The 22,659-nt window shown below is 36.4% G+C and carries 23 protein-coding genes, 2 tRNA genes and 1 riboswitch; of the genes, 20 read left to right on the top strand and 5 right to left on the bottom strand.

Features of this window, described 5'->3' with window-relative positions:
* The first annotated feature begins 176 nt into the window (after window positions 1-176).
* From V7138_RS16110 to V7138_RS16065, 10 genes are all read left to right on the top strand, one after another.
* Window positions 177-253: transfer RNA gene (locus V7138_RS16110), tRNA-Met, on the top strand.
* Between the two features lie 3 nt (window positions 254-256).
* A tRNA-Asp gene (locus V7138_RS16105) sits at window positions 257-332 on the top strand.
* 411 nt (window positions 333-743) lie between these two features.
* Complete coding sequence (thiL, locus tag V7138_RS16100) at window positions 744-1,733, top strand: thiamine-phosphate kinase (RefSeq protein WP_335399147.1); 990 nt, start codon at window positions 744-746, stop codon at window positions 1,731-1,733.
* A 10-nt stretch (window positions 1,734-1,743) separates the two neighbouring features.
* A complete protein-coding gene (tsaE, locus tag V7138_RS16095; protein WP_335399145.1) occupies window positions 1,744-2,202 on the top strand; it encodes a tRNA (adenosine(37)-N6)-threonylcarbamoyltransferase complex ATPase subunit type 1 TsaE in 459 nt (152 codons plus the stop codon).
* Complete coding sequence (tsaB, locus tag V7138_RS16090; protein ID WP_335399143.1) at window positions 2,199-2,891, top strand: tRNA (adenosine(37)-N6)-threonylcarbamoyltransferase complex dimerization subunit type 1 TsaB; 693 nt, start codon at window positions 2,199-2,201, stop codon at window positions 2,889-2,891. Before tsaE ends, tsaB begins: the two co-directional genes overlap by 4 nt.
* 2 nt (window positions 2,892-2,893) lie before the next feature.
* Complete coding sequence (gene rimI, locus V7138_RS16085) at window positions 2,894-3,361, top strand: ribosomal protein S18-alanine N-acetyltransferase (RefSeq protein ID WP_438824366.1); 468 nt, start codon at window positions 2,894-2,896, stop codon at window positions 3,359-3,361.
* On the top strand, window positions 3,354-4,370 hold the full coding sequence (gene tsaD, locus V7138_RS16080) for a tRNA (adenosine(37)-N6)-threonylcarbamoyltransferase complex transferase subunit TsaD (protein ID WP_335399140.1): 1,017 nt from the start codon (window positions 3,354-3,356) through the stop codon (window positions 4,368-4,370). The genes rimI and tsaD overlap by 8 nt, the downstream gene beginning before the upstream one ends.
* A 194-nt stretch (window positions 4,371-4,564) precedes the next feature.
* Entirely contained in the window at window positions 4,565-5,038 is a 474-nt protein-coding gene (locus V7138_RS16075; protein WP_335399138.1) for a type IV pilus modification PilV family protein, read from the top strand.
* Window positions 5,039-5,052: 14 nt separating this feature from the next.
* A complete protein-coding gene (locus V7138_RS16070) occupies window positions 5,053-5,529 on the top strand; it encodes a PulJ/GspJ family protein (protein ID WP_335399136.1) in 477 nt (158 codons plus the stop codon).
* A gap of 11 nt (window positions 5,530-5,540) precedes the next feature.
* A complete protein-coding gene (locus tag V7138_RS16065) occupies window positions 5,541-6,773 on the top strand; it encodes a hypothetical protein (protein WP_335399135.1) in 1,233 nt (410 codons plus the stop codon).
* 266 nt (window positions 6,774-7,039) lie between these two features.
* On the opposite strand, the gene V7138_RS16060 is transcribed toward V7138_RS16065, so the two are convergent.
* Window positions 7,040-8,974: an ABC transporter ATP-binding protein gene (locus tag V7138_RS16060; protein WP_335399133.1), complete on the bottom strand. Its 1,935-nt coding sequence runs from the start codon at window positions 8,972-8,974 to the stop codon at window positions 7,040-7,042.
* Between the two features lie 134 nt (window positions 8,975-9,108).
* Between V7138_RS16060 and moaC the strand changes: the two genes are divergently transcribed.
* The 4 genes from moaC to tatC are packed head-to-tail and all read left to right on the top strand — an operon-like array spanning window position 9,109 to window position 11,244.
* Window positions 9,109-9,600 carry a cyclic pyranopterin monophosphate synthase MoaC gene (gene moaC / locus V7138_RS16055; protein ID WP_335399131.1) on the top strand — a complete coding sequence of 164 codons (492 nt, stop codon included), beginning with the start codon at window positions 9,109-9,111 and terminating at the stop codon, window positions 9,598-9,600.
* 3 nt (window positions 9,601-9,603) lie between these two features.
* Window positions 9,604-10,248: a redox-sensing transcriptional repressor Rex gene (locus V7138_RS16050; protein ID WP_335399129.1), complete on the top strand. Its 645-nt coding sequence runs from the start codon at window positions 9,604-9,606 to the stop codon at window positions 10,246-10,248.
* Between the two features lie 35 nt (window positions 10,249-10,283).
* Window positions 10,284-10,475 (top strand): twin-arginine translocase TatA/TatE family subunit, encoded by a 192-nt coding sequence (locus V7138_RS16045; protein ID WP_335399127.1) that lies wholly within the window; start codon window positions 10,284-10,286, stop codon window positions 10,473-10,475.
* A 16-nt stretch (window positions 10,476-10,491) separates the two neighbouring features.
* On the top strand, window positions 10,492-11,244 hold the full coding sequence (tatC, locus tag V7138_RS16040; RefSeq protein WP_438824365.1) for a twin-arginine translocase subunit TatC: 753 nt from the start codon (window positions 10,492-10,494) through the stop codon (window positions 11,242-11,244).
* Between the two features lie 35 nt (window positions 11,245-11,279).
* On the opposite strand, the gene V7138_RS16035 is transcribed toward tatC, so the two are convergent.
* On the bottom strand, window positions 11,280-11,489 hold the full coding sequence (locus V7138_RS16035) for a YdiK family protein (protein ID WP_335399123.1): 210 nt from the start codon (window positions 11,487-11,489) through the stop codon (window positions 11,280-11,282).
* A 3-nt stretch (window positions 11,490-11,492) separates the two neighbouring features.
* Entirely contained in the window at window positions 11,493-12,230 is a 738-nt protein-coding gene (locus V7138_RS16030) for a CPBP family intramembrane glutamic endopeptidase (protein ID WP_335399121.1), read from the bottom strand.
* 332 nt (window positions 12,231-12,562) lie between these two features.
* Here V7138_RS16030 and groES point away from each other — a divergent pair, with 332 nt between their 5' ends.
* Window positions 12,563-12,847, top strand: a complete 285-nt coding sequence (gene groES / locus V7138_RS16025) for a co-chaperone GroES (RefSeq protein ID WP_010285540.1) — start codon at window positions 12,563-12,565, stop codon at window positions 12,845-12,847.
* Window positions 12,848-12,907: 60 nt separating this feature from the next.
* Window positions 12,908-14,536: a chaperonin GroEL gene (groL, locus tag V7138_RS16020; RefSeq protein WP_335399119.1), complete on the top strand. Its 1,629-nt coding sequence runs from the start codon at window positions 12,908-12,910 to the stop codon at window positions 14,534-14,536.
* 379 nt (window positions 14,537-14,915) lie between these two features.
* Here the strand turns inward: groL and V7138_RS16015 are convergent, their stop codons facing one another.
* Window positions 14,916-15,941, bottom strand: a complete 1,026-nt coding sequence (locus tag V7138_RS16015) for a DUF916 domain-containing protein (RefSeq protein WP_335399117.1) — start codon at window positions 15,939-15,941, stop codon at window positions 14,916-14,918.
* Between the two features lie 110 nt (window positions 15,942-16,051).
* Window positions 16,052-16,624, bottom strand: coding sequence for a WxL domain-containing protein (locus V7138_RS16010; protein WP_335399115.1), 573 nt, complete (start codon window positions 16,622-16,624; stop codon window positions 16,052-16,054).
* An 824-nt stretch (window positions 16,625-17,448) separates the two neighbouring features.
* On the opposite strand from V7138_RS16010, the gene V7138_RS16005 reads away from it, so the two are divergent.
* The 4 genes from V7138_RS16005 to V7138_RS15990 all read left to right on the top strand — a co-directional run bounded on the left by V7138_RS16005 (window position 17,449) and on the right by V7138_RS15990 (window position 22,630).
* Window positions 17,449-18,267 (top strand): G5 domain-containing protein, encoded by an 819-nt coding sequence (locus V7138_RS16005; protein WP_335399113.1) that lies wholly within the window; start codon window positions 17,449-17,451, stop codon window positions 18,265-18,267.
* Window positions 18,268-18,279: 12 nt separating this feature from the next.
* Complete coding sequence (locus V7138_RS16000) at window positions 18,280-18,450, top strand: hypothetical protein (RefSeq protein ID WP_335399111.1); 171 nt, start codon at window positions 18,280-18,282, stop codon at window positions 18,448-18,450.
* Between the two features lie 255 nt (window positions 18,451-18,705).
* A riboswitch (cyclic di-GMP riboswitch) is annotated at window positions 18,706-18,790 on the top strand.
* A gap of 505 nt (window positions 18,791-19,295) precedes the next feature.
* On the top strand, window positions 19,296-22,214 hold the full coding sequence (locus V7138_RS15995) for an EAL domain-containing protein (protein ID WP_335399109.1): 2,919 nt from the start codon (window positions 19,296-19,298) through the stop codon (window positions 22,212-22,214).
* A 26-nt stretch (window positions 22,215-22,240) separates the two neighbouring features.
* A complete protein-coding gene (locus tag V7138_RS15990) occupies window positions 22,241-22,630 on the top strand; it encodes a response regulator (protein ID WP_335399107.1) in 390 nt (129 codons plus the stop codon).
* The last annotated feature ends 29 nt before the right edge of the window (window positions 22,631-22,659 follow it).

Raw genomic sequence — 22,659 nt, 5'->3', positions numbered from 1 at the left:
AGTAGGACGTCGCTAGGCTTTATATTATATTATCGCGGGGTGGAGCAACGAGCGTTGCATCATCGAAATAACTGCGAGTTGTCCCGACGGACACAGCTTCTAGAATTAGCTAGAAGAGGAAGGGACAGTCTTGTGCAAACTATGCGCATGAGATAAAATAATATAATTTCTATTATCGCGGGGTGGAGCAGTCTGGTAGCTCGTCGGGCTCATAACCCGAAGGTCGTAGGTTCAAATCCTGCCCCCGCAACCAAATGGTCCCGTGGTGTAGCGGTTAACATGCCTGCCTGTCACGCAGGAGATCGCCGGTTCGATCCCGGTCGGGACCGCCATATTTTACTGATACACGAAACTTTAGGTTTCGTTTTTTATTTTAATAGTAAATTTTGAGTTTTCCACAACATATAATGTTGTGGTTTTTTTCTGTTTTAAGAAGGGAAAGGAAATAAGTTCTCTCATTTAAATCCTTTTCTCAGGGAAGCCTCGACCGTAAGCTCCGGAAAGTTCTTCATCGAACATATGAAGCCCCGGCCGCAAGTGACACACCGTCGAAAAGTCCTTCATCAACCACCAACCCCAATTTTAACCCGTACCCCTTCAAACTCAAAAATTCATAAATTTTGTTTCTTTTTTTGCTGATTTTGTTGAAATACGGTAAACTGATACTATTGTATAAAGGTCCTTAGGCGTTGTCCTAGGGCTTTTTTTCACTGACTCGTTCTAACATAATAGGAGTGACTATGATGGCATTGCAGGATGAATTTCACTTTATTGATCAAATCAAACCGAAGCGTGTCTCCAGAACTGGTTTAATCGCAGGAATTGGCGATGATGCTGCGCTATTCAGACCGACGCAACATATGGAACAAATTATCTGTATGGATACTATGGTAGAGGGGGTTCATTTTAATTCTCACACAATGAATCCTTATCAAATTGGATACAAGGCGTTGGCTGTTAATATTAGTGATATAGCGGCGATGGGTGGCATACCTACCTATTATTTGGTGTCTATTGCGATTCCTAATGGATGGAATGAAGCCGATTTGTTATCGATTTATGAAGGGATGGCAATGCTAGCAGATAAGTACGCGATGGATTTAATTGGCGGCGATACTGTATCAATTGCAGAGAATTTGGTGATAACTGTTACGGTTCTTGGTGAGGTTGAAAAAGGAAAGCATTTTTTACGCAGCCATGCAAATCCAGGAGACATCGTTTTTGTGACGGGGACGATTGGTGATTCAGCTGCGGGGTTGAATCTGTTATTAAACAATGGTAGAAATCATTCGTTTACGGGGTTAGAGGAAAGGCTTATTAAGAAACATCAATATCCGTCACCCAGAGTTGAGATTGGGAGGCTTTTATCTACTTTTGAAAGGGTCTCTTTAAATGATATTAGTGATGGATTAGCAAGTGAAGCAAATGAGATTGCAAAGGCTAGTGGTGTTACATTAGTCTTAGATAGTGATAAAATTCCATTAAGTGAAGCTATTTTAAGGCAGTTTAAAGACGGTGCTCTTAAGTTTGCATTATATGGTGGAGAGGACTTTGAACTCGTTGGGACAATGGCCGCTTCTGATTGGGATATACTACAGAAAAAGGCAAAAGAACATGGTTATATCCTTTCAAAGATTGGCACTGTTTCTGAAGGTGCTTCGGCTGTATTTTTAAACCTAAATGGACAATTACAGAAGCTTGAGATGAAAGGGTATAATCATTTTACTAAATAAGGTGGATTGTATGGAAAAATATGAGTTGATTACGAATACGCCTGATGAAACGGGGAGTTTTTCTCATCGCTTGGCCGAAAAACTTGAAGCTGGCGATGTCATCACTCTTGAGGGTGATTTAGGGGCTGGAAAGACAACTTTTACAAAAGGGCTGGCAAAAGGACTAGGTATTACGAGAACGGTGAATAGCCCGACGTTTACGATTATAAAGGAGTACCATGGGCGAATTCCTTTGTATCATATGGATGTGTATCGTTTGGAGCATAGTGATGAGGATCTTGGATTTGATGAATATTTTGAAGGGGAAGGCGTGACTGTAATTGAATGGGCGCATCTGATTGAAGATTGGCTGCCATCGGACCGGCTCACCATTCGAATTGAGCATCTAGGAGATACAAAACGTAAGATTACGGTGATACCATTAGGGGAAAGGTATCAACATTTATGTGAGGAGTTATTTGGCGAATGAAGGTTTTAGCTATAGATACGTCCAATTATGTATTAGGGGTCGCGATTGTTGATGAAGAAAAGGTGGTCGGGGAGGTCATTACAAATCTACCAAAAAACCATTCGGTCCGTGTGATGCCGACAATTGAACAATTAATGAAGGAATGCGGAATTAAGCCTAAGGATCTTGAAAAAATTGTTGTGGCTATGGGGCCAGGATCATATACCGGGGTGAGAATTGGGGTCACAATTGCGAAAACATTAGCTTGGTCCTTACAGATTCCATTAGTAGGAGTGTCGAGTCTTGAAGTGGTAGCAGCGAATGGCAGGTATTTTAATGGCTATATTTCTCCACTTTTTGATGCTAGAAGAGGACAAGTGTATACAGGTCTTTATCAATATGAAGGAGAGACTCTGACTTGTATAGAAGAAGATAAAATTATTTTATTATCGGAATGGCTTGAAGAGCTTAAAAAGAAAGAGACACCGGTTCTTTTTAACGGTAATGATGTAGTGATTCACAAGAAACAGATAGAAACCGATTTGGAGCAATTTGCATATGTTGCACCATACACAGATTGGAATCCAAGGCCAAGTGAGCTGGCGGAGCTAGGTTTGAAGAAAGAACCTGTGGATGTTCATACATTTGTGCCAAATTATATTCGGTTGGCAGAGGCAGAAGCGAATTGGCTAGGGAAGAGGCAGGGGTAAGCATGGAAGAGATCATTAATCAACAGATTTTGTTTCGCTTCATGACACTGGAGGACATTGACGGTGTCATGAAGGTTGAAACATCAGCATTTACCGTCCCTTGGAAAAGAGAAGCTTTTTATAATGAGTTGGTTCATAATCAGTTTGCTAAGTATATTGTGATGACGGATAACGGTGAAGTAATTGGGTACTGTGGCATGTGGCTTATTTTAGATGAATGTCACATTACCAATATTGCTGTACTTCCGGAATATAGAGGAAGAAAACTAGGGGAAGCTTTGTTGATGCAGGCGAAGCTTTTGGCGATGCAGCATCAGGCAGCTACGATGACACTTGAGGTGAGAGTGTCCAACCATATCGCCCAAAACCTCTATAAAAAACTAGGTTTTAAGCCTGGTGGAATCCGGAAAAATTACTATACTGACAATAATGAAGATGCGCTAGTAATGTGGGTGAATTTACATGAGTGATAATCAATTAATAATGGGGATTGAAACAAGCTGTGATGAAACCGCTGTTTCAATTGTACAAAATGGACGGGAAATACTATCAAATGTAGTTGCATCACAAATAGAAAGCCATAAACGCTTTGGTGGGGTTGTTCCTGAAATTGCGTCAAGGCATCACGTTGAAGCGATTACGCTTGTAATTGAAGAAGCATTGAAGCAGGCTGATGTCACATTTGACGATATTGATGGAATTGCTGTAACAGAGGGCCCAGGCCTAGTAGGGGCTTTATTAATTGGAGTTAATGCGGCCAAGGCGGTTGCGTTTGCCCACGATATTCCCCTTTTAGGAGTTCATCATATTGCAGGTCATATTTACGCTAATCGATTAGTTGAGGAGCTGGAGTTTCCATTATTAGCGTTAGTTGTGTCCGGTGGTCATACTGAACTTGTCTATATGGAAGAGCATGCCTCCTTTAAAGTCATCGGGGAAACACGGGATGATGCTGCTGGCGAGGCATATGACAAAGTAGCTAGAACACTTAGTCTTCCATATCCGGGTGGGCCGCATATTGATCGACTTGCACATGAGGGAACGGCGACAATTGATTTACCAAGGGCATGGCTGGAAGAGGATTCATATGATTTTAGTTTTAGTGGGTTAAAATCAGCTGTCATTAACACTCTTCATAATGCAGAGCAGCGTGGGGAAACACTTGAGCCGAAGGATGTAGCTGCAAGCTTTCAGGAAAGTGTTATTGATGTTTTAGTAACAAAAACGGTGAAGGCTGCGAAAGAGTATCAAGTAAAACAAGTTCTATTGGCTGGTGGAGTTGCGGCCAATAAAGGGCTGCGAGCAGCATTAGAGCATGCCTTTTCGGAAATGCCAGAAGTGAAGCTTATTATTCCGCCACTTTCGCTTTGTACAGACAACGCTGCAATGATTGCAGCAGTTGGAAGTGTCTTATATGAAAAAGGGAAACGTTCATCCTATGCATTAAACGCCAATCCTGGTTTAGATATTGAGATCTAACTTTTAATTCTACAATATAGAAAGTCCCAAGTGTAAAAACAAACACTTGGGACTTTTTAAATTCAACCAATATGACTTTTTACCTACACTTGCTCTTAAAATACGGAATGCCTTGTTAAAAATCATGTATAATACTATTTAGTTATATAACATGGTAGGATAGCCACTTGAAAATAATGATTGAAGGTGATTGCTTGAGTCAATCCATTAAGAATGAAAAAGGAGTTACCTTAATAGAATTAGTTGCTTCAATTGCTATTTTGACTATTATCTTGCTCAGTTTCATGTCATTTTTTATCATGTCAGCTAAATATAATGGAGTCTCCTCTGACAAAATGACCGCAACTAATATTGCAAGAGAAGTACAAGAAGAATTTAAAATAAATGAAGAAAAAAATTTAGCGCTAAAAGATTTGATTCTTACTTCGAGAACTTCTACTGAGACATTTATTCCAAAATCGAGTTATCCCCAATTAAATGTAACCGAGGATATTCAACTAAACAATGATATTTTGACGTTTATTTTTACAGAACAAAACTTTACCGTTAAAGTCAATGTGGATACAAGCAGTGATGATCAGGTAGATGTATCATTATCAAAATTAAATGTTCAAGTATTAAAAGGGACAACCATCTTATCCGAAACTTTCACCTATTTTGAGAATTAAAGGAGGATTAGCAGATGAAAAAGTACCTCCGAAACAGTGATGGAATTACACTGATTGAACTACTTGCTACATTAGCGATTTTTTCAATAGTAAGCATACTAATCTATGGTGTTTTACTAAATGGGATGAACTACTCGGAAAAATCAAAGGATAATGTTTCAAGACAACAAGAGATGAATATTCTCGTCACTACTATTACTAAAGCCCATGAAACATATGCATCGTATGATATTGTCGTCGATCAGAGCCCAGATGCTCATAACATTCAGCTCATCGGAAAAGATGCAACGGGAAACATTGTTCATACTGTTGATATAGCTAATGAAAATTATGTGTACTCATTGTACAATTCTCAAGAATCTAACGAGGTCCCATTTTCGACGGAAACGACCGTTGATTCTTCTCAACCTTTACACATTAAAATCATAATAAAAGATAAAAAGCAACCAAGTAAAACATCTGAGATTAAAACGATTATTTCCAGACTGTAAGGAGGAATACAATGAGGAATATAAAAAATGAACAAGGAATGTCCCTAGTAGTTGTTTTATTAATACTCACTGTGATTTCCGTCTTAGGTTTGGCAGTAATGGGTGCTTCAATGAATAACATGAAGCAAATTAGTAAGACAGAATCGGACATAAAAACTACCGATATTGCGGAAATGGGAATAGTATATTATGAAACTCAATTAAAGTCTTTCTTAAATGAGCAATTATATAATCAAACAAAGCAAAAGGAAATCATTAATCGCTACTTTACGAATGCTGCAACAAAAGAGGTTCTAATTGAACAATTTAATAATGAGTTTCCTATTGAATTAAATAATTTATATAAAGCCGATCTTTCACTCTTTACACACTCCGGGGATGGATTTCTCCCAGAAAAGTCTGTGGATGAAAAGAGTTCATTTAAGATTAAAATTAAGCCAGACGGGATTATGCAAACGACTTGCTCACCTCAAACACCTGCCAATTCACAATGTTACAGGATTGCTTTTGAAAGTTATGGTTATTATGGGGACAATCTTGAAAAAATATTGACGGCAACATTTGATTTTTCCTATTTCATTAACATAAATAGTATCGAAATAACAAAAGGTGCTCCAACTCCTGTACCTATATATGAGGACATTATTAACTCTGTGCAAAATAAAGACCTGCGTCAATGTACAACAGATGACTTTAAAAAGAATAATACCAAGGTAGATTGTAGGTCTGATTTGGATCCGAGCGACATTCCAAGTACGAATGGAATCTCTAATTCCTCCATTGTTTTTAATAAAGGAGTCAACCTAGATCACTTGTCGCATGCAGTTTCAAATTCTAAGTTAATAATTTATAGTATCGATGAAAATAATCCTACAAGAATCGGAAAGTTTAATCCTAATGGGTTTATTCATTCTACTATTGTGATTATTGGGGATGCCAAATTGCATGATCAAATTATGAAACCATTGAACTCAAGTATTTATATTACGGGTAATGCTGATCTGACAGGTTTCTCATTGCAGAATGTTGATCCAAAAACTGACGTTAAAGTATGTGTAAAGGGAACAATTACGCCATCCTATATGAGAAATATAGAAAGAGTATATTCCTATGAGCACGATTCTACGAAATATAAGAATGAGTGTATGAGGAAATCAGAGTCAGTCGGAAATAATTTTTTGACGATAAAAGATGAAATAATAAGTCCAAGCATAGACGAAAACTCTCATGTCACGTATGAGTAGCAAAAGATAAAAAGTAGTTCATAAGTGCTATATTCTTGTTGATAAATAATCCACAGATTCACGGATTTTGTGGAAAACTAATAGAAAGTACTGAAATAACTAAACTGGGTTTGTGGACATTTTTGTGGATAACTATGTTGATGAATGTGGATAGTGTGGATAAAACGGTGCATAACTCGAAAAAATGTGGAAAATAGTACAAAAAATCCCCATCTGAAATGATATTTAGATGGGGATAACTTATTTCTGTGGATAGGTGAAAAGGTCTATCCACTTATTTCATGGAGGGATTCCCATTCCTCCATTAGTGCTTCAAGCTTAGCAGAAATTTTCTCATTTTCCTCATTAATTCGTTGAACTTCTTCATGGTTCTGGTAAACCTCTGGGTCACAAAGAAGCTGCTCATTTACTTCGTTTTTTTCCTCAAGGGAAGAGATTTCCCGTTCAATTTCTTCGATTCTTCGTTTTCGTTGGCGCTCTTGCTTCTTTAATTCCTTTTCTTGTTCATATGTTGTTTTCTCTTGGATGACTTCTTGTTTATCCACTTTTTTCTCCTGTGCTTCAAGTCTAGCCAATTCTTCCATTTCGAACTTTTTTTCAAGGTAGTAATCGTAATCACCAAGGTATTCTGTTAGTCCATCTGGGGATAACTCAAACACTTTTGTTGCGATACGGTTAATAAAGTACCGGTCATGGGATACGAAAAGGATAGTCCCAGGATAATCAATTAGTGCATTTTCGAGTACTTCCTTACTATCAAGGTCAAGGTGGTTCGTCGGCTCATCAAGAATGAGGAAGTTTGATTTTTCCATCATCAGCTTAGCAAGTGCAAGTCTCGCTTTTTCACCACCGCTTAAGGTTGAAACAGTTTTTAACACATCATCCCCTGAAAATAGGAAGTTCCCAAGAACCGTGCGGATTTCTTTTTCAGGTTTAAGCGGATATTCATCCCATAATTCATTTAGTACCCGTTTATTGGAGGTAAGGTCAGCCTGCTGTTGATCATAGTATCCAATCGTTACATGTGATCCGAAGCGAATCGTTCCCTCCACATGCTCAAGCTTATCAATAATTGCTTTCAATAAGGTTGATTTACCAATCCCATTTGGACCGACTAAGGCAATACTGTCTCCGCGGTAAATATTGAAATGAACATTTTTAATGATCGGTTTGGTTTTCTCATAGGAAACGGTAATGTCTTTTGCACTTAATACGTCATTTCCGCTTTGTCTTTCAATGTCAAAATGGAAAGAAGCTGATTTTTCATCACCTAATGGCCTGTCCATCAGCTCCATACGCTCAAGCTGTTTTCGTCTGCTTTGGGCGCGTTTCGTTGTTGAAGCTCTGACTAGGTTTTTAGCGATAAAGTCTTTTAATTTTTCAACTTCTTCCTGTTGTTTTTCGAATTTTTTAAGATCGAGCTCATAGTTTTCAGCCTTTATTTTTAAGTAGTTGCTGTAGTTTCCGACATATTTGGTGCTTGTATGTCTAGAAATCTCATAGACCTGGTTAACGACTTTGTCTAGGAAGTATCGGTCATGGGATACTATTAAGAGTGCCCCAGGATAGCCTTGGAGATATTGTTCAAGCCAGGTAAGCGTGCTAATATCGAGGTGGTTTGTCGGCTCGTCCAGAATCAATAAATCAGGCTTTGTTAGTAATAGTTTACAAAGGGCCAGACGTGTTTTTTGACCACCGCTTAAGCTGGATATTTTCGTTTCGTAGTCATCTTCTGTAAAATTAAAACCATGAAGTATAGAACGAATATCGGCTTCATATTGATATCCACCCTTTTCCTTAAAATCGACCTGGAGCTGGTCGTATTCTTCGAGCAGCTTTTGATAATCAACTGGATTTTCAAAAACGGATGGGTCTCCCATTTTTACTTCTAGGTTTCGCAGATCTTTTTCTAGTTTTTGTAAAGGTGCAAAGACGGTCAGCATTTCTTGCCAAATGGTAAGAGTTGATTCAAGTCCAGTATCCTGTGCGAGGTAATCGATGTTGACGCTTTTCGGCTTAATGATTTCACCGCCATCATGGGACATCTGGCCTGCAATGATTTTTAATAGAGTAGACTTTCCAGCACCGTTTCGACCAACAACTGCAATCCGGTCACGCGTTTGTACTTCTAATTTTATATTCGATAAAATAAGATCAGCAGCAAAATACTTTTTGAGCTGATTTACTTGTAGTAAAATCATATTATTTCACCTCTTGTTTCTATCAACAGTGTATCTTATATTATCTTAATAGAGCAACTGCAATGATAATGTTCACAGTAATTCCAAAGACAGATGTGGTAAAATAGTGTATAGTTTATGGGAGGGTTTTGAAAATGACATCATTTACCCATTTTAACGAGCAAGGCCGAGCAAGAATGGTCGACATAACGGAAAAGTCGGAAACCGTTCGGACAGCAATTGCAAAATCAAGTATAACTGTAAATAAATTGATTTATGAGCAAATCATAAATAATGAGGTTAGCAAGGGGGACGTTCTCGCGGTTTCTCAAGTTGCTGGTATTATGGCAGCTAAAAAAACATCAGAGATCATTCCGATGTGCCATCCTTTGGCATTGAAGGGCGTAGATATTCAGTTTAACTGGACGACCGAAGACGAGTATATTTTACATATTACCGTATCAGTTAAAACTAAAGGAAGTACTGGCGTTGAGATGGAAGCCCTTACGGCTGCTTCAGTTTGTGCGTTAACTGTTTATGATATGTGTAAAGCGGTTGATAAAGGAATGGTGATTGGACCAACCTATTTAGCCGAAAAAACAGGTGGAAAGAATGGAGATTTCAAAAGGCCAGTAGCGGGGGAATAAAACATGAATCTGGAACAATCAAAAATACCACAAGCAACTGCCAAAAGGCTGCCACTCTATTATCGGTTTTTGAAAAATTTGCACGCCTCAGGGAAGCAGAGGGTATCATCTGCAGAACTAAGTGATGCAGTCAAGGTTGATTCCGCCACGATTAGACGAGATTTTTCGTATTTTGGCGCATTGGGAAAAAAAGGGTATGGCTATAATGTCAATTACTTATTATCCTTTTTTAGTAAGACCCTTGATCAGGACGAATTAACGAAAGTTACCTTAATAGGTGTAGGTAATTTAGGTACCGCATTTTTGCACTATAATTTTTCGAAAAATAATAATACAAAAATTGAGCTTGCCTTTGATGTGGATTATAATAAGGTAGGTAGTAGTATTGGCGGAGTTACGGTGCATCATTTAGATGATCTTGAAAAAGTATTGCCTGATGAAGTCACGGTTGCAATATTAACTGTACCAGTCGGTGCTGCACAGCCGATTACTGACCGCCTTGTAAAAAAAGGAATCAAAGGGATTCTTAATTTCACACCAGCAAGAATCAATGTGCCTGACCATATACGAGTCCACCATATTGATCTAGCTGTTGAACTACAAGCACTTGTTTACTTTTTAAAGCATTATTCAAATGAAGAAGAATAAACATAGACTTTACAATTGTAGGGAGGTGACTCACAGTGGGAAATCTTGGCTTTGGCAGTATCCTATTGATCGTATTTGCAGCGTTACTTATCTTTGGACCAAAGAAGTTACCTCAATTAGGAAAAGCAGCGGGTAATACTTTGCGTGAATTCAAGAACGCAACAAAAGGTTTAGCAGATGATGACGATGATGATGTTAAGAAGAATGAAACTCATGATGTGAAGTAATGATAGGATGAGTCACATGAACGAAGAAAAAGAAATGTCCGTCTATGATCATATTGGTGAGCTGCGAAAACGACTGATTTATGTGGTCGTTTTCTTCTTCATTGTTGCTTTAGGAAGCTTTTTTCTTGCAGAGCATGTAATAGTTTATTTGCAAAACGCGGAAGAAGCTAAAGAGTTGACAATGAATGCTTTCCGGATAACAGATCCAATTAAAATTTATATGAATTTTGCATTTATTATTGCATTTGTTATCTCATCTCCTTTTTTACTGTTTCAGCTTTGGGCCTTCATTAGTCCAGGTTTGTATGAGAGGGAAAGAAAGGTAACATTGAGTTATATTCCAGTTTCGGTAATATTATTTTTACTAGGAATATCTTTCTCCTATTTTATTCTATTTCCATTTGTTGTTGACTTTATGACGCGGTTAGCAGGACGTCTTGAAATAAATCAGGTAATCGGGATTAATGAATATTTTCAATTCCTATTACAGCTAACCTTACCATTTGGTTTCCTGTTTCAGTTGCCTGTTGTTGTGATGTTCTTAACAAGGCTTGGAATCGTCACTCCAATGTTCTTAACGAAAATACGAAAGTATGCGTATTTTGTTCTTTTAGTAATTGGAGGGTTAATTACGCCTCCAGAGTTAATTTCTCATTTAATGGTCACCGTGCCGTTATTTGGATTGTATGAAATCAGTATTCTCGTATCAAGAAGTGCCTACAGAAAGGTGCTTAAGGCGGAAATGATGGCTGCTAATTCAATTGAATAAAGAAAAATGTATAAAAAAATAACCTCGTGAGGAGGTTATTTTTTTTCCTTTGTTACTTTCTTTATTTTGAAGTGAAGGGCAAACATTCGGATTGCCACACCAAAGTCGAATGTTGCGACCACGGCTAGAAGGATTGTGGAAAAGTTCCAGACGGTCTCCTTTGCACTATTAATCGCAATATAAGTAAATAAAATTCCCATTAATGCGTAAATGATGCCCATTGCAAAAGGTGAAGTTCTTCGCATAAATTAAAAGCCCCCAATAAATGTCTGTTGCAGCTGCTCAGCTTTCTTCATGATCCTTTCTATATCATCTGCAAAAATCGTCTGAACCACTACAACAAAAGTATTCATCGCCACATGTGCAAAAATCGGTACGATAATTCGTTTTGTTTGTACATAGAGAAATGCAAAGGTAAAGCCCATCGCGGTATAAATGAGAATATGAGTGAAATCCATATGAACAACTGCAAAAATTAACGAACTGATTAAGCCTGAGATGAAAAAATTAAATTTTTTATATAAAGATCCAAAGATAATTTGGCGGAAAATAATCTCTTCAAGAATTGGACCAATTACTGAAACAACGATGACAAGCAATGGTAACGATTTTACCAAGGCCATGATTTCTTGTGTGTTCTCAGAACCTGCCTCAATTCCAAAAAGATGAACTTCAATATTTGCCGCAACTATTTGGGCTGTCATCGCCATAAATATTCCTGCAATGGCCCATCCAATTGCCTCGCCTTTAGATGAACGGCGCAGGTTTTGATGTCTTTCCCTAATATCTTGTCTTAATAAATATAATACAATCGGAAGTGCAGCCACAAAACTAATAACAGTCCATAATGCAATAATTGTATTTGTAGCAGTCCCTGGATCAAGGTTTTTTCCAACACCTAAAGCCAATAGAATCGGGATCCCAAGTATTCCAGAGAACTGCATGACGATGTACGTTAAGATGACATACCAATAGCGTGCTTTCATGAAAATCTCCTTTTTATAGATGGATTAATTTATGATTGTCCACCTTTTGTATTGTAACATATATTCATACCTATCCATTAGTATAATGCAAATCCAAATTTTCATTGAAAGAAATTAAAATGTTGGTTTATTTTTCCTGCTAGTAACATAGGATAGTTAGGTGGACAAATTCTACCTGTAAAAAAGAATCATTTTTTTCCAAATTTCTATATCAAATTACTTGCAAAATAGTTTGAGATTATTTAATATAATAATTGTGTTAGCACTCATGACGACTGAGTGCTAATAAGAAAACGAAACTAATTATAAATTATTTGAGGAGGTCGTTTCACTTGTTAAAGCCATTAGGTGATCGCGTTGTTATTGAACTAGTTGAATCAGAGGAAAAAACTGCAAGCGGTATCGTATTACCAGATTCCGCAAAGGAAAAGCCTCAAGAAGGTAAAGTAGTTGCTGTAGGTACGGGTCGTGTACTAGACAGTGGTGAAAAAGTCGCTTTAGAGGTTGCGGTTGGTGATCGCATTATCTTCTCAAAATATGCTGGTACTGAAGTAAAATACGAAGGTACTGAATACTTAATTTTACGTGAAAGCGACATTTTAGCTGTTATCGGTTAATAGAAAACAGCATTTTATATCATATGAATACTTATTTTAATTTTTTGAGGAGGGCTTAGAATGGCAAAAGAAATTAAATTTAGTGAAGATGCTCGTCGCGCAATGCTTCGTGGTGTTGATGCATTAGCAAATGCTGTAAAAGTAACATTAGGACCAAAAGGACGTAACGTGGTTCTTGAGAAGAAATTTGGTTCACCACTTATTACAAATGACGGTGTAACGATTGCAAAAGAAATCGAATTAGAAGATGCATTTGAAAACATGGGCGCTAAGCTTGTTGCTGAAGTTGCTAGCAAAACTAATGATGTAGCTGGTGACGGTACTACTACTGCAACTGTTCTTGCTCAAGCAATGATTCGCGAAGGCTTAAAGAACGTTACAGCAGGTGCGAACCCAATGGTTGTTCGTAGAGGGATTGAAAAAGCGGTTGTAACAGCTGTTGAAGAATTAAAAGCTATTTCACAACCAATTGAAGGTAAAGATTCTATCGCACAAGTTGCTGCTATTTCTTCAGATGATAAAGAAGTAGGTCAATTGATCGCTGAAGCTATGGAGCGCGTTGGTAACGATGGTGTTATCACAATTGAAGAATCTAAAGGCTTCTCTACTGAACTAGAAGTAGTTGAAGGTATGCAATTTGACCGTGGATATGCTTCACCATACATGGTAACTGATTCTGACAAAATGGAAGCAGTTCTTGAAAATCCATATGTGTTAATTACTGATAAAAAGATTTCTAGCATTCAAGAAATCCTACCAGTATTAGAGCAAGTTGTTCAACAAGGCAAGCCATTATTACTAATCGCTGAAGATGTTGAAGGTGAAGCTCTTGCAACTCTAGTTGTGAACAAACTTCGTGGTACATTCAATGCAGTAGCTGTTAAAGCTCCTGGATTTGGTGACCGTCGTAAAGCAATGCTAGAAGATATTGCAATCCTAACTGGTGGTCAAGTCATCACTGAAGATTTAGGTTTAGACCTTAAATCTGCTGACATTACTCAATTAGGTCGCGCTTCTAAGATTGTTGTAACAAAAGAACATACAACAATTGTTGAAGGTGCTGGAGAATCTGACAAGATCGCATCTCGCGTTAACAATATCCGTGTTCAAATGGAAGAAACTACTTCTGAATTTGACAAAGAAAAATTACAAGAGCGCTTAGCTAAACTAGCAGGTGGAGTTGCAGTTATCAAAGTTGGTGCTGCTACTGAAACTGAACTAAAAGAACGTAAGCTTCGTATTGAAGATGCTCTTAACGCAACTCGTGCAGCAGTTGAAGAAGGTATCGTTTCAGGTGGTGGTACAGCACTTGTGAACGTATATAATAAAGTAGCTGCTATCGAATTAACTGGTGACGAAGCAACTGGTGTGAACATCGTTCTTCGTGCATTAGAAGAGCCAGTACGTCAAATCGCTCACAACGCTGGTCTAGAAGGATCTGTAGTTGTTGAACGCTTGAAAAACGAAGAAATTGGAATTGGCTTCAACGCAGCAACTGGTGAGTGGGTTAACATGATCGACGCTGGTATCGTTGACCCAACTAAGGTTACTCGTTCTGCACTACAAAACGCAGCTTCTGTTTCAGCTATGTTCCTTACAACTGAAGCAGTAATTGCTGACCTACCAGAAAAAGATGCTCCTGCAATGCCTGACATGGGCGGCATGGGTGGAATGGGCGGCATGATGTAATAAGCCGCTTCGACCCTTGATATATAAGGGTTTATGAGTAAGATGAGAGTGGAATGCTAACATTTTGCTAACATTGAGGTTCTTAACGGAGGCTTCTCATGAGTTGATCAAACTCGTGGGAAGCTTCTTTTTTATTTCTTGATTTATTTTGATTACAGCAGTATTTGAAATCTATCTTATAAATTCGCATAAAATATGTGGTTAATTTAATGCAATTTATCTCTTTTTCTTTTTAAAACCAAAAAAGCCTCTCGGATTGCTTGTAGCTGCAATTCGAAAGGCTGAATGTGTTGTTTTGTTATTAAGATGAAGAAAAGAAAATAAAAGTAGGGACTACTATTAACTTATGGATTGGTTGAAATGGAATGTTAATGGAGGTCTATCTCCTATTTCGTTTTCCAAGAAGATAGGCCATTAGGAACACAAGAATTAGTACTACTCCCCCTACGACCCATATCCACCAAGGAAGACTTGTGCCGGTTTGAGTATGTTCGGTATCGGCTTGTTCTAAATTTTGTTCATGTTCCTCTGTTTGTTCATCTTCTACTTCAAAAGATTCTTCGTGTTGTATTTCCTCACCCATTACATTTGCTGATAGATTAACTTGATAGGTACCAGGTTCTAACTCTCCATATTGCCATTCAACTGGAAAACGAATAACTGTATTGGGAACCATCGTGATAGCTTCAGTAGTTCCTGAAAATAGTACCTCATCTTGATATATCACTTCATAGGATATCGTTGTTCCTCTTAATACCATTTGAGCTTTGTTAAACAGTTCAAACCACAATTCAGTAGTAGGTGGATTCGTCCGTATTCCTACTTCACCAAATGAAAACTGTGGGTTGGGTTGATTCGGTAGTTCTAACACAATTCCTGTTGTGAACGTTATTTGGTTACGGATAGTTACATTTGTCTCTCCAGTTTCGACTTGTTGTTCTTGATCACTTAATCCAACTGCTCGAATAGCTCCTACGAAAGTACCTTCTGTAACATTGGGGACTTTTACGGTTATAGCAACTTGTTTTGAAGAGTTAGGTGGAACTGTAACCGTTTCTGGTATTGTTATAAAATTGGATATAGCAAGTGTAGGTTCAAGTAATTGACTATCGTCTGTTTCACTCTTTTCCTCATAAAAAATTCCGCCGGTAGGAAGGGTAAAAGCATCTACAGGGAACAGTTTAACTGTCTGTTCTTTATCGGATAAATTCTGTACATTGAAATGTAATATTTGTTGTTGATTAGGTTCAACTTGTAGATAAAAATAGGAACTGATTTCTTTTACTTGGTTTTCCGGTAGAACGGGGCTTACGGAAATGGGACTTGTATTTTCGCCAAATATGGAAGTTGGATATAATCCTATCATCAAAAACAACATAATAACGAATACATATAGCTTTTTCATGATATAAACACCTCTTCGGGTAGTATAACCAAAAAAGAATAAGATAAAATAAAAAAACAGCCATCCTGAAGATGACTGTTAGTAGAAAATTGGATTATGGTGAAGAAATATTATTGAAGTGCTGCAGTGAAATCCCAGTTAACTATTGTTGAATATGCCTCACCAACATATGTTTCATCAGGAGATAGTGTTAATTGAAGACTATCTGTACCGAATGCGAATTCAAATGTTCCCATTCCTTTATTTGATGCAGCAGTTACAAGAGCTAACGGAGTAGTACCTGTAATGTCTCCTGATTTTACTGTAAATCCATCTGTAGATAAGTTATCTAAGTTTTTAATTGTTGGAGTACCTGAAATTTCAATCGTACTTTTAGCTAATTTTTTTCCTGTAGCCGTGCTTAGTTTGTCTGCAGAAACATATACAGTCCAACCACCACCGCTACCAGTTGCATCTTTAACTGTTAAAGTACCAAGAGAAGTTGTTTCAGTTTGGACACGACCATCTAAGTTCGCTGTGAAGGTAAAGCCAGTTGGAGCTGTAATTTTTTTGTCACCAGCAGTAATTGTAGTATTAACTTCTGAAGAACCTCCAATATCCGCCGCAAACGTACCTGTTGCCATTGTAGACATCATTACTGTAAAGATAGAAGCTGTTGCTACTAATTTTGTAAATTTCTTCATTAAGAAATTCCCCCTAATATTGTTGTTTTTTATCAAGCAAAAAGAATGTAAAAGTAACTCTCTTTTTCTATCACTGTTACATTCTTTTAATTTCCTTGTTACAAATGTCATATTACAGGATATTATTCGTGTCGTGTAGGCACAAAATCTACCAACTTTGCTACCAGTTTCATTTAGATAATTCTCATAATGGTTGTAACGCAACTGTAACAAGGGCTGCATAAAAAGCAAACACTCTGTATATAACCAGGTGTAAGTAATTGGAAAAAACAATAAATAGCTTATGTAATCCAACAATGCTAAAAAACCTTAATATTAGTTTTAGAGAATTTGAATCTTGTACTTTTTAAAAAGTAACAATAAGTGATTATGTTAAAGAGGGTCTTATTTATTTACATAAAAAGAGCAGAAATTGCACTACCGATGCGGCTGTCATATATTTTTCGGATATTCAAGAAAATAATCCTTTTTGTGATGGTAAAGTGTAAATCAAAATTAGGATTTTAAAAACAATTACTCACAACATTGATAGACTTTTATGTGGCTGAAATACTGGATAGGGTTACGTAAATAAGCCTAACGGGTTAAATAAATAAGTCAAGGGCTGTTAAAAGGGCAGCTTTTGCTTGTTGTACTAACGAAGCTGATAATTGAACAAGGACTACTAAAACGATTTTGACGAGAGATATTGTCTTACTGTTTTAGAGTAAGTTTAACTTCCTGCTAACAGCTCAATGTTTCTTTGGGTCTAATTCCCAGTAAAAAAAAGGATATCTACATCGATATAAAAAAGGTAGATATTAATCCAGAAAAGGGTGTTAGACTTGCTAAAGAAAGGAATTATTTCAGTACTTATACTTATTTTATTTTTAGTTTTAGTATCTTGTGGATTGGTCGCTTCTCAGAGTTTTAAAGAAGAAAATGTAGAGGAAACGATAATTGCAGATAAAGAGAAACAAATTGAAAAAAATGTACGAAAAGAAGAAACTAAGTTAAAAAATCAAGCTGAGGATAATAAGCTAGAGGACAATACAAAAGAAACTGAAACAGAAGATGATACAAGAGTGATGGGAACAGAAAACGAAGATGGAAATAAAGCAACCATCGAGCAATCTACAGGAAACAAACCATCTGCTACGGAAAAAGGAGAGAAGAAGACTGAAGCTAAATCACCCTCAACTTCTACTCCTATTCTGAAAAAGGATAGCATAACTACTAAATCGACAACAGCAACGGAGTCTATTCCATTCCAAACTGTGTACCAAAGTGATGCTAACTTAGAAAAGGGCAAACAGGTGGTAGCACAAAACGGTTCGAACGGAACAAAAACAATCACTTATAAAGAAACGTACACAAACGGAACGCTAACTTCTAAAAATGTGGTTTCTTCAAGTGTAACGAAACAACCTGTCAATAAGATTGTAAAAGTAGGCACAAAAGTGGTTCAAGCCGCTCCAACTAAACTTTCTGCATCTCAAGCTCATAGTATCTTAGGTGGGTCAGGAATGTCTAAGTCAGGCAACTACTACTCTCTACGTGATGACTTCGGTGAAATCGTAGGAGTGGAAGTTGGCGGAAACGGCATAATCATGATTCGTTACAACGGTAGAGCCTATCTCTCATTCAGTGGTACAAAAGAGTAACTGATTGAGCTAATGGGTCCTGATGAAGATCCAAAACAATATGAGTATGGTCAACAAGAAAGAGCAAAAATAGAAAAAGCCGTAAGAGCTGCCGCAAATGCTGTGTATGGTAGTGGAACAGCTCAGGCAAACTCTTTATATAGCCAAATCATTGGTAGTAATAGCTTTGGTAAGAACTTCTAGTCTATATACACCTCAATCCTCCTCCTTTTGGAGAGGGATTCTCTTAAGTAAAGGGTGCGTTTGTTTTACATTTTTTATTTAATTATCAAATTATTAGGTGATAAAACGCACAGATAAAAGGAATTATTTATGATATTACTTATATATCAGGTTTTGTAGTTTTTTCTAGTAATTTGTCTAATATTGTTGAAATTATAGTTCTTTTGACCTATTATTTTAAATGCCGACTCACTGTTTGTAGTTAAAAAGCACTATAAAAAATAATAGAGAACTTATCTAGAGGTAAGGACGCAAAGCCACGAGCCTAAAGCAACAAAGAAATGTTAGTCGTGTTACGTAAAAATAATAGAGATAAAATGATAACTCCCGTTTGTCGGTGCAGTTATCTTTTTTCTAATCAACAATGGCTAAAGTATTGTGTAAACAACATAGTAATTACTATCCCATACTCCCAATATCCTTCCTAGAAGAGTATAGGAACCCCTTCCTAATATGAAATAAGAATACCTTCCTATATGAATAGGAATATAAGGTGATTCTTTTTGTTGACAAATTACGGCAAGATTAGCATACAAGCACCAATAGTAAGAAAGTTTTATTCACATTAGCATCATTTTACTTCAGATAACCTAGGATATGATCCTGAAAAAAATCTTATCTTTTTGTGAGCAATCATTTTTCTGAGGCTTGATTAACATAAACGCTATGGCATTTAATGCTTTCAAATACAGTTTGTTATAGAAAGATATACCATGATTAATAGGGGGATATGAATGGCGAAACTATCTTTTTTTAAGCAACTTTCTAAGTTTTCAAATGACGATGTACTTTTTTCAAAGAGAAATATGGAAAATGATTTATTTTTAATAAAAGAACTAATCGATAATAATCCATATGCGGTATTAGCATTCGATGGGAGTGGAAATCTATTACATTTTAACCAGTTAGTAATTAAGATGTTTGGATTTAGTGAAAAGGAAGTACCAAGTAAAATAAAACAGTATTTTTCTAGCAATGACAAATACAAAAGAAAGAAATATCTTCAACTTGCTTTGCAGGGAAATGTACAAAATTATCAAACTGCTATCTCACATGCAAACGGAAATATAATATATACCGATGTTAATCTAATACCTGTTCATAATAGTGATGGGATAATAACTATTATTTACGCAGTTGCGTTAGATATAACAAATTACATTAAACGTGAAAAAGAGTTAGTGAAAATCAAAAAAAGCCTTGAATTAGCGCAAAAAGTAGGTGCGATTGGAAGCTATGATTATGACATTATAGAGGATGAAGCCTACTGGTCGAATCAGATGTATGTGCTATATGGAATTAAAAATATAGAAGAATTTGTACCAACATTTAATAGTATTGCTGAACTTGCTCATCCAGATGATCAGGACAAATTTAAAAAAGTTATACTATCTGCTATTGAAGAAAGAAGAAATTTTAGTTTTGAATTTAGAGTTCTTCGTAAGGATGGGACAACTATTCATGTATATAATCAAGCGGATGTTATCTTAGACGAAAATAAGAAACCAGTACGATTCATAGGAACTATTCAAGATATCACCAAAAGAAAAATGATAGAGCTAAAACTCAAAGAAAGCGAAAATCAAGTTGAACATATTTTTGATAATTTGGATGCAGGCATTTGGTCTTTTGATATAAAAAAAGGTGACTACAATTTGGTATCTAAAGGAGTTGAGGGGATTACAGGGTATTCTCCGTCCGACTTCGGGAATCAAATTACCTGGGATTCACTAGTTCATCCCGACGATTATACCGAATATCATAATAAACAACAAAAAAAATTAAAGGGTGAAAATCTCTATCATCAATACCGGATTATTCATAGAAATGGTGATGTTGTGTGGGTTCAAGATCAAACATTGCCTGTTCTCAACGAAAATGGTGAAGTCATTCGGTTTGACGGGATTATTTCAAATATTACAGACCAGAAAGAATATGAAAAAAGAATTCAGTATTTGGCTTTTCACGATTATTTAACAAAACTACCAAATAGGATGCTTTTTGAAAATAAAATAAATGACTTAACCACGGCTTCAGATCATGCTAAAAAACATTTTTCAATTCTTTATATAGATTTAGACCGTTTTCGAAATATAAATGAATCACTTGGACATCAAATTGGGGACAAATTACTATACGAATTTAGTCAAAGAGTGAATATGTTATTAAACAAAAACTCTTTATTTGCAAGACTAGGTGGAGATGAATTTGGTATTATTTTGTGGGATTACAAAAATTCAGACTACCCGATTAATGCGGCCAAATTAATCATTGACTGTCTTGACATCCCATTTTTTATTGGAGATTTCGAATTACTTATAACTACAAGTGTAGGAATAAGTTCGTTTCCTGAGAATGGAACTACCATCGAGGAATTAATTAAAAATGCCGATGCGGCTTTGTATAGGGCTAAGGCAAATGGTAAAAATTCGTATCAGATTTATTCTTCCTCATTAAATATTAATTCTTTCAAACAGTTTTATCTTGAAAGGGATTTAAAAAAATCGATTGAGAGCGATCAACTAGTCGTATATTTTCAACCAAGGGTTGATTCAGGTACAGGGAAAATTGTAAGTGCCGAAGCTTTAGTGCGATGGGAGCACCCTGTATGGGGACTTGTATCCCCAGTTGAATTTATTCCACTCGCAGAAGAAACTGGATACATTATTGAAATTGGCGATTGGGTATTGGATCAAGTATGTCAAAATATCACAAAGTGGAAACAACAAAATCTCGAAGTGGTGCCAATTTCCGTTAATATATCAGCACAGCGATTTTTAAGAAGCGATTGGAAAGGAAAATTAGGTACTATTTTAGAGAATAATAATATAAATCCTTCTTTAATTGAAATTGAAATAACTGAAACAACCATGATTAAGCACGAGGAAGCCGTTAAACTAGCAATAAAATATATTAAAAGTCTCGGGGTTAAAATAGCCTTAGATGATTTCGGGACGGGATATTCATCTATCACTTATTTGAAGGATTATCCAATCGATACAATAAAGATTGATCAGTCTTTTATTAAACACATTGCAAAAACGAATAATGTAGAAACAATTATTAAGTCACTTATTTTTCTGGCTAAAGGTTTGAATATGAATGTTGTAGCTGAGGGCGTAGAAACAATAGAGCAATTGTCATTTCTAAGACAGCAGGAATGCAAAGAAATTCAAGGATATATTTTTAGCAAACCTGTTCCAGAGAAGACTTTTCGAAATCTACTAAAAAAAATGGTCTTGAAGCCAACCTTTAATAGCGATACAGCAACTTTTCCGAACAGAAGGCGATATTACAGGATTAATCTCTTATTTCCGCTTAGTTCACAAATGACACTTACCTCTATACTTGGGAATAGTGTTGAATTAGGGAGTACAGAGGTCTTAATTGAGGACATCGGTCCGGGTGGGATAAGATTCCTTTCAACCATTCATTTGCCTGTACGTCCAGATATCATCTATCAATTCAAAACAACGATTATGGGTGATAATGTTACTTTAAGTGGATATGTCGTTTGGAAGGAAGAAGTAAAGGGTATTTTCCAATATGGTATCAAGTTCACAATAGATGAGATTCAAAGAGATCAGCTTGTTAAATACCTTAATCAATTTTCCACGCAGTTAAGAAATAACCCATTTGTTCCGAATTGCAACTTTGTCAAAGAGGAAAAAATAAGTTATTTGAAAAAAATAGTCACAAAGAATAATTCAAATGAACTAATCTAAATATTACTTGTGAAAGGGGATCGAAATTGATAAAAACGGTTTTGATTGCTGATGATTCATTATTTATGAGAAATTATTTAAAAAGTTTAATAGTTAGAGATAACTATAAAGTCATCTCGGAAGCTAGTAATGGAGAAGAGGCTATCTTTAAATATAAAAAATGCATACCTGATATCGTTTTTCTTGATATAACTATGCCTAAAGTCAATGGTATTAGCGCACTAAAAGAAATAAAAAAATTTGATCCAAATGCAACAGTAATTATGTGTTCTTCACTGGGACAAAAGTCAATTATGATAGATGCGTTGAGAAATGGAGCTACAGAATTTATCGTAAAACCTTACTTCAACAATCTTCAAAATATATTAAGGAGTACTGAAAACCACTACACATCAACAAGATTGATAGTAAAGTAACATCCTTCATCATATAGGCGTTTGTAGTT

Origin of the sequence: Bacillus sp. JJ1533 (assembly GCF_036965045.1) — a bacterium.
Classification (GTDB): domain Bacteria; phylum Bacillota; class Bacilli; order Bacillales; family Bacillaceae_L; genus Ferdinandcohnia.
Note: the sequence above shows the minus strand (reverse complement) of the source record. Positions and strands in the feature narration are given on the sequence as shown.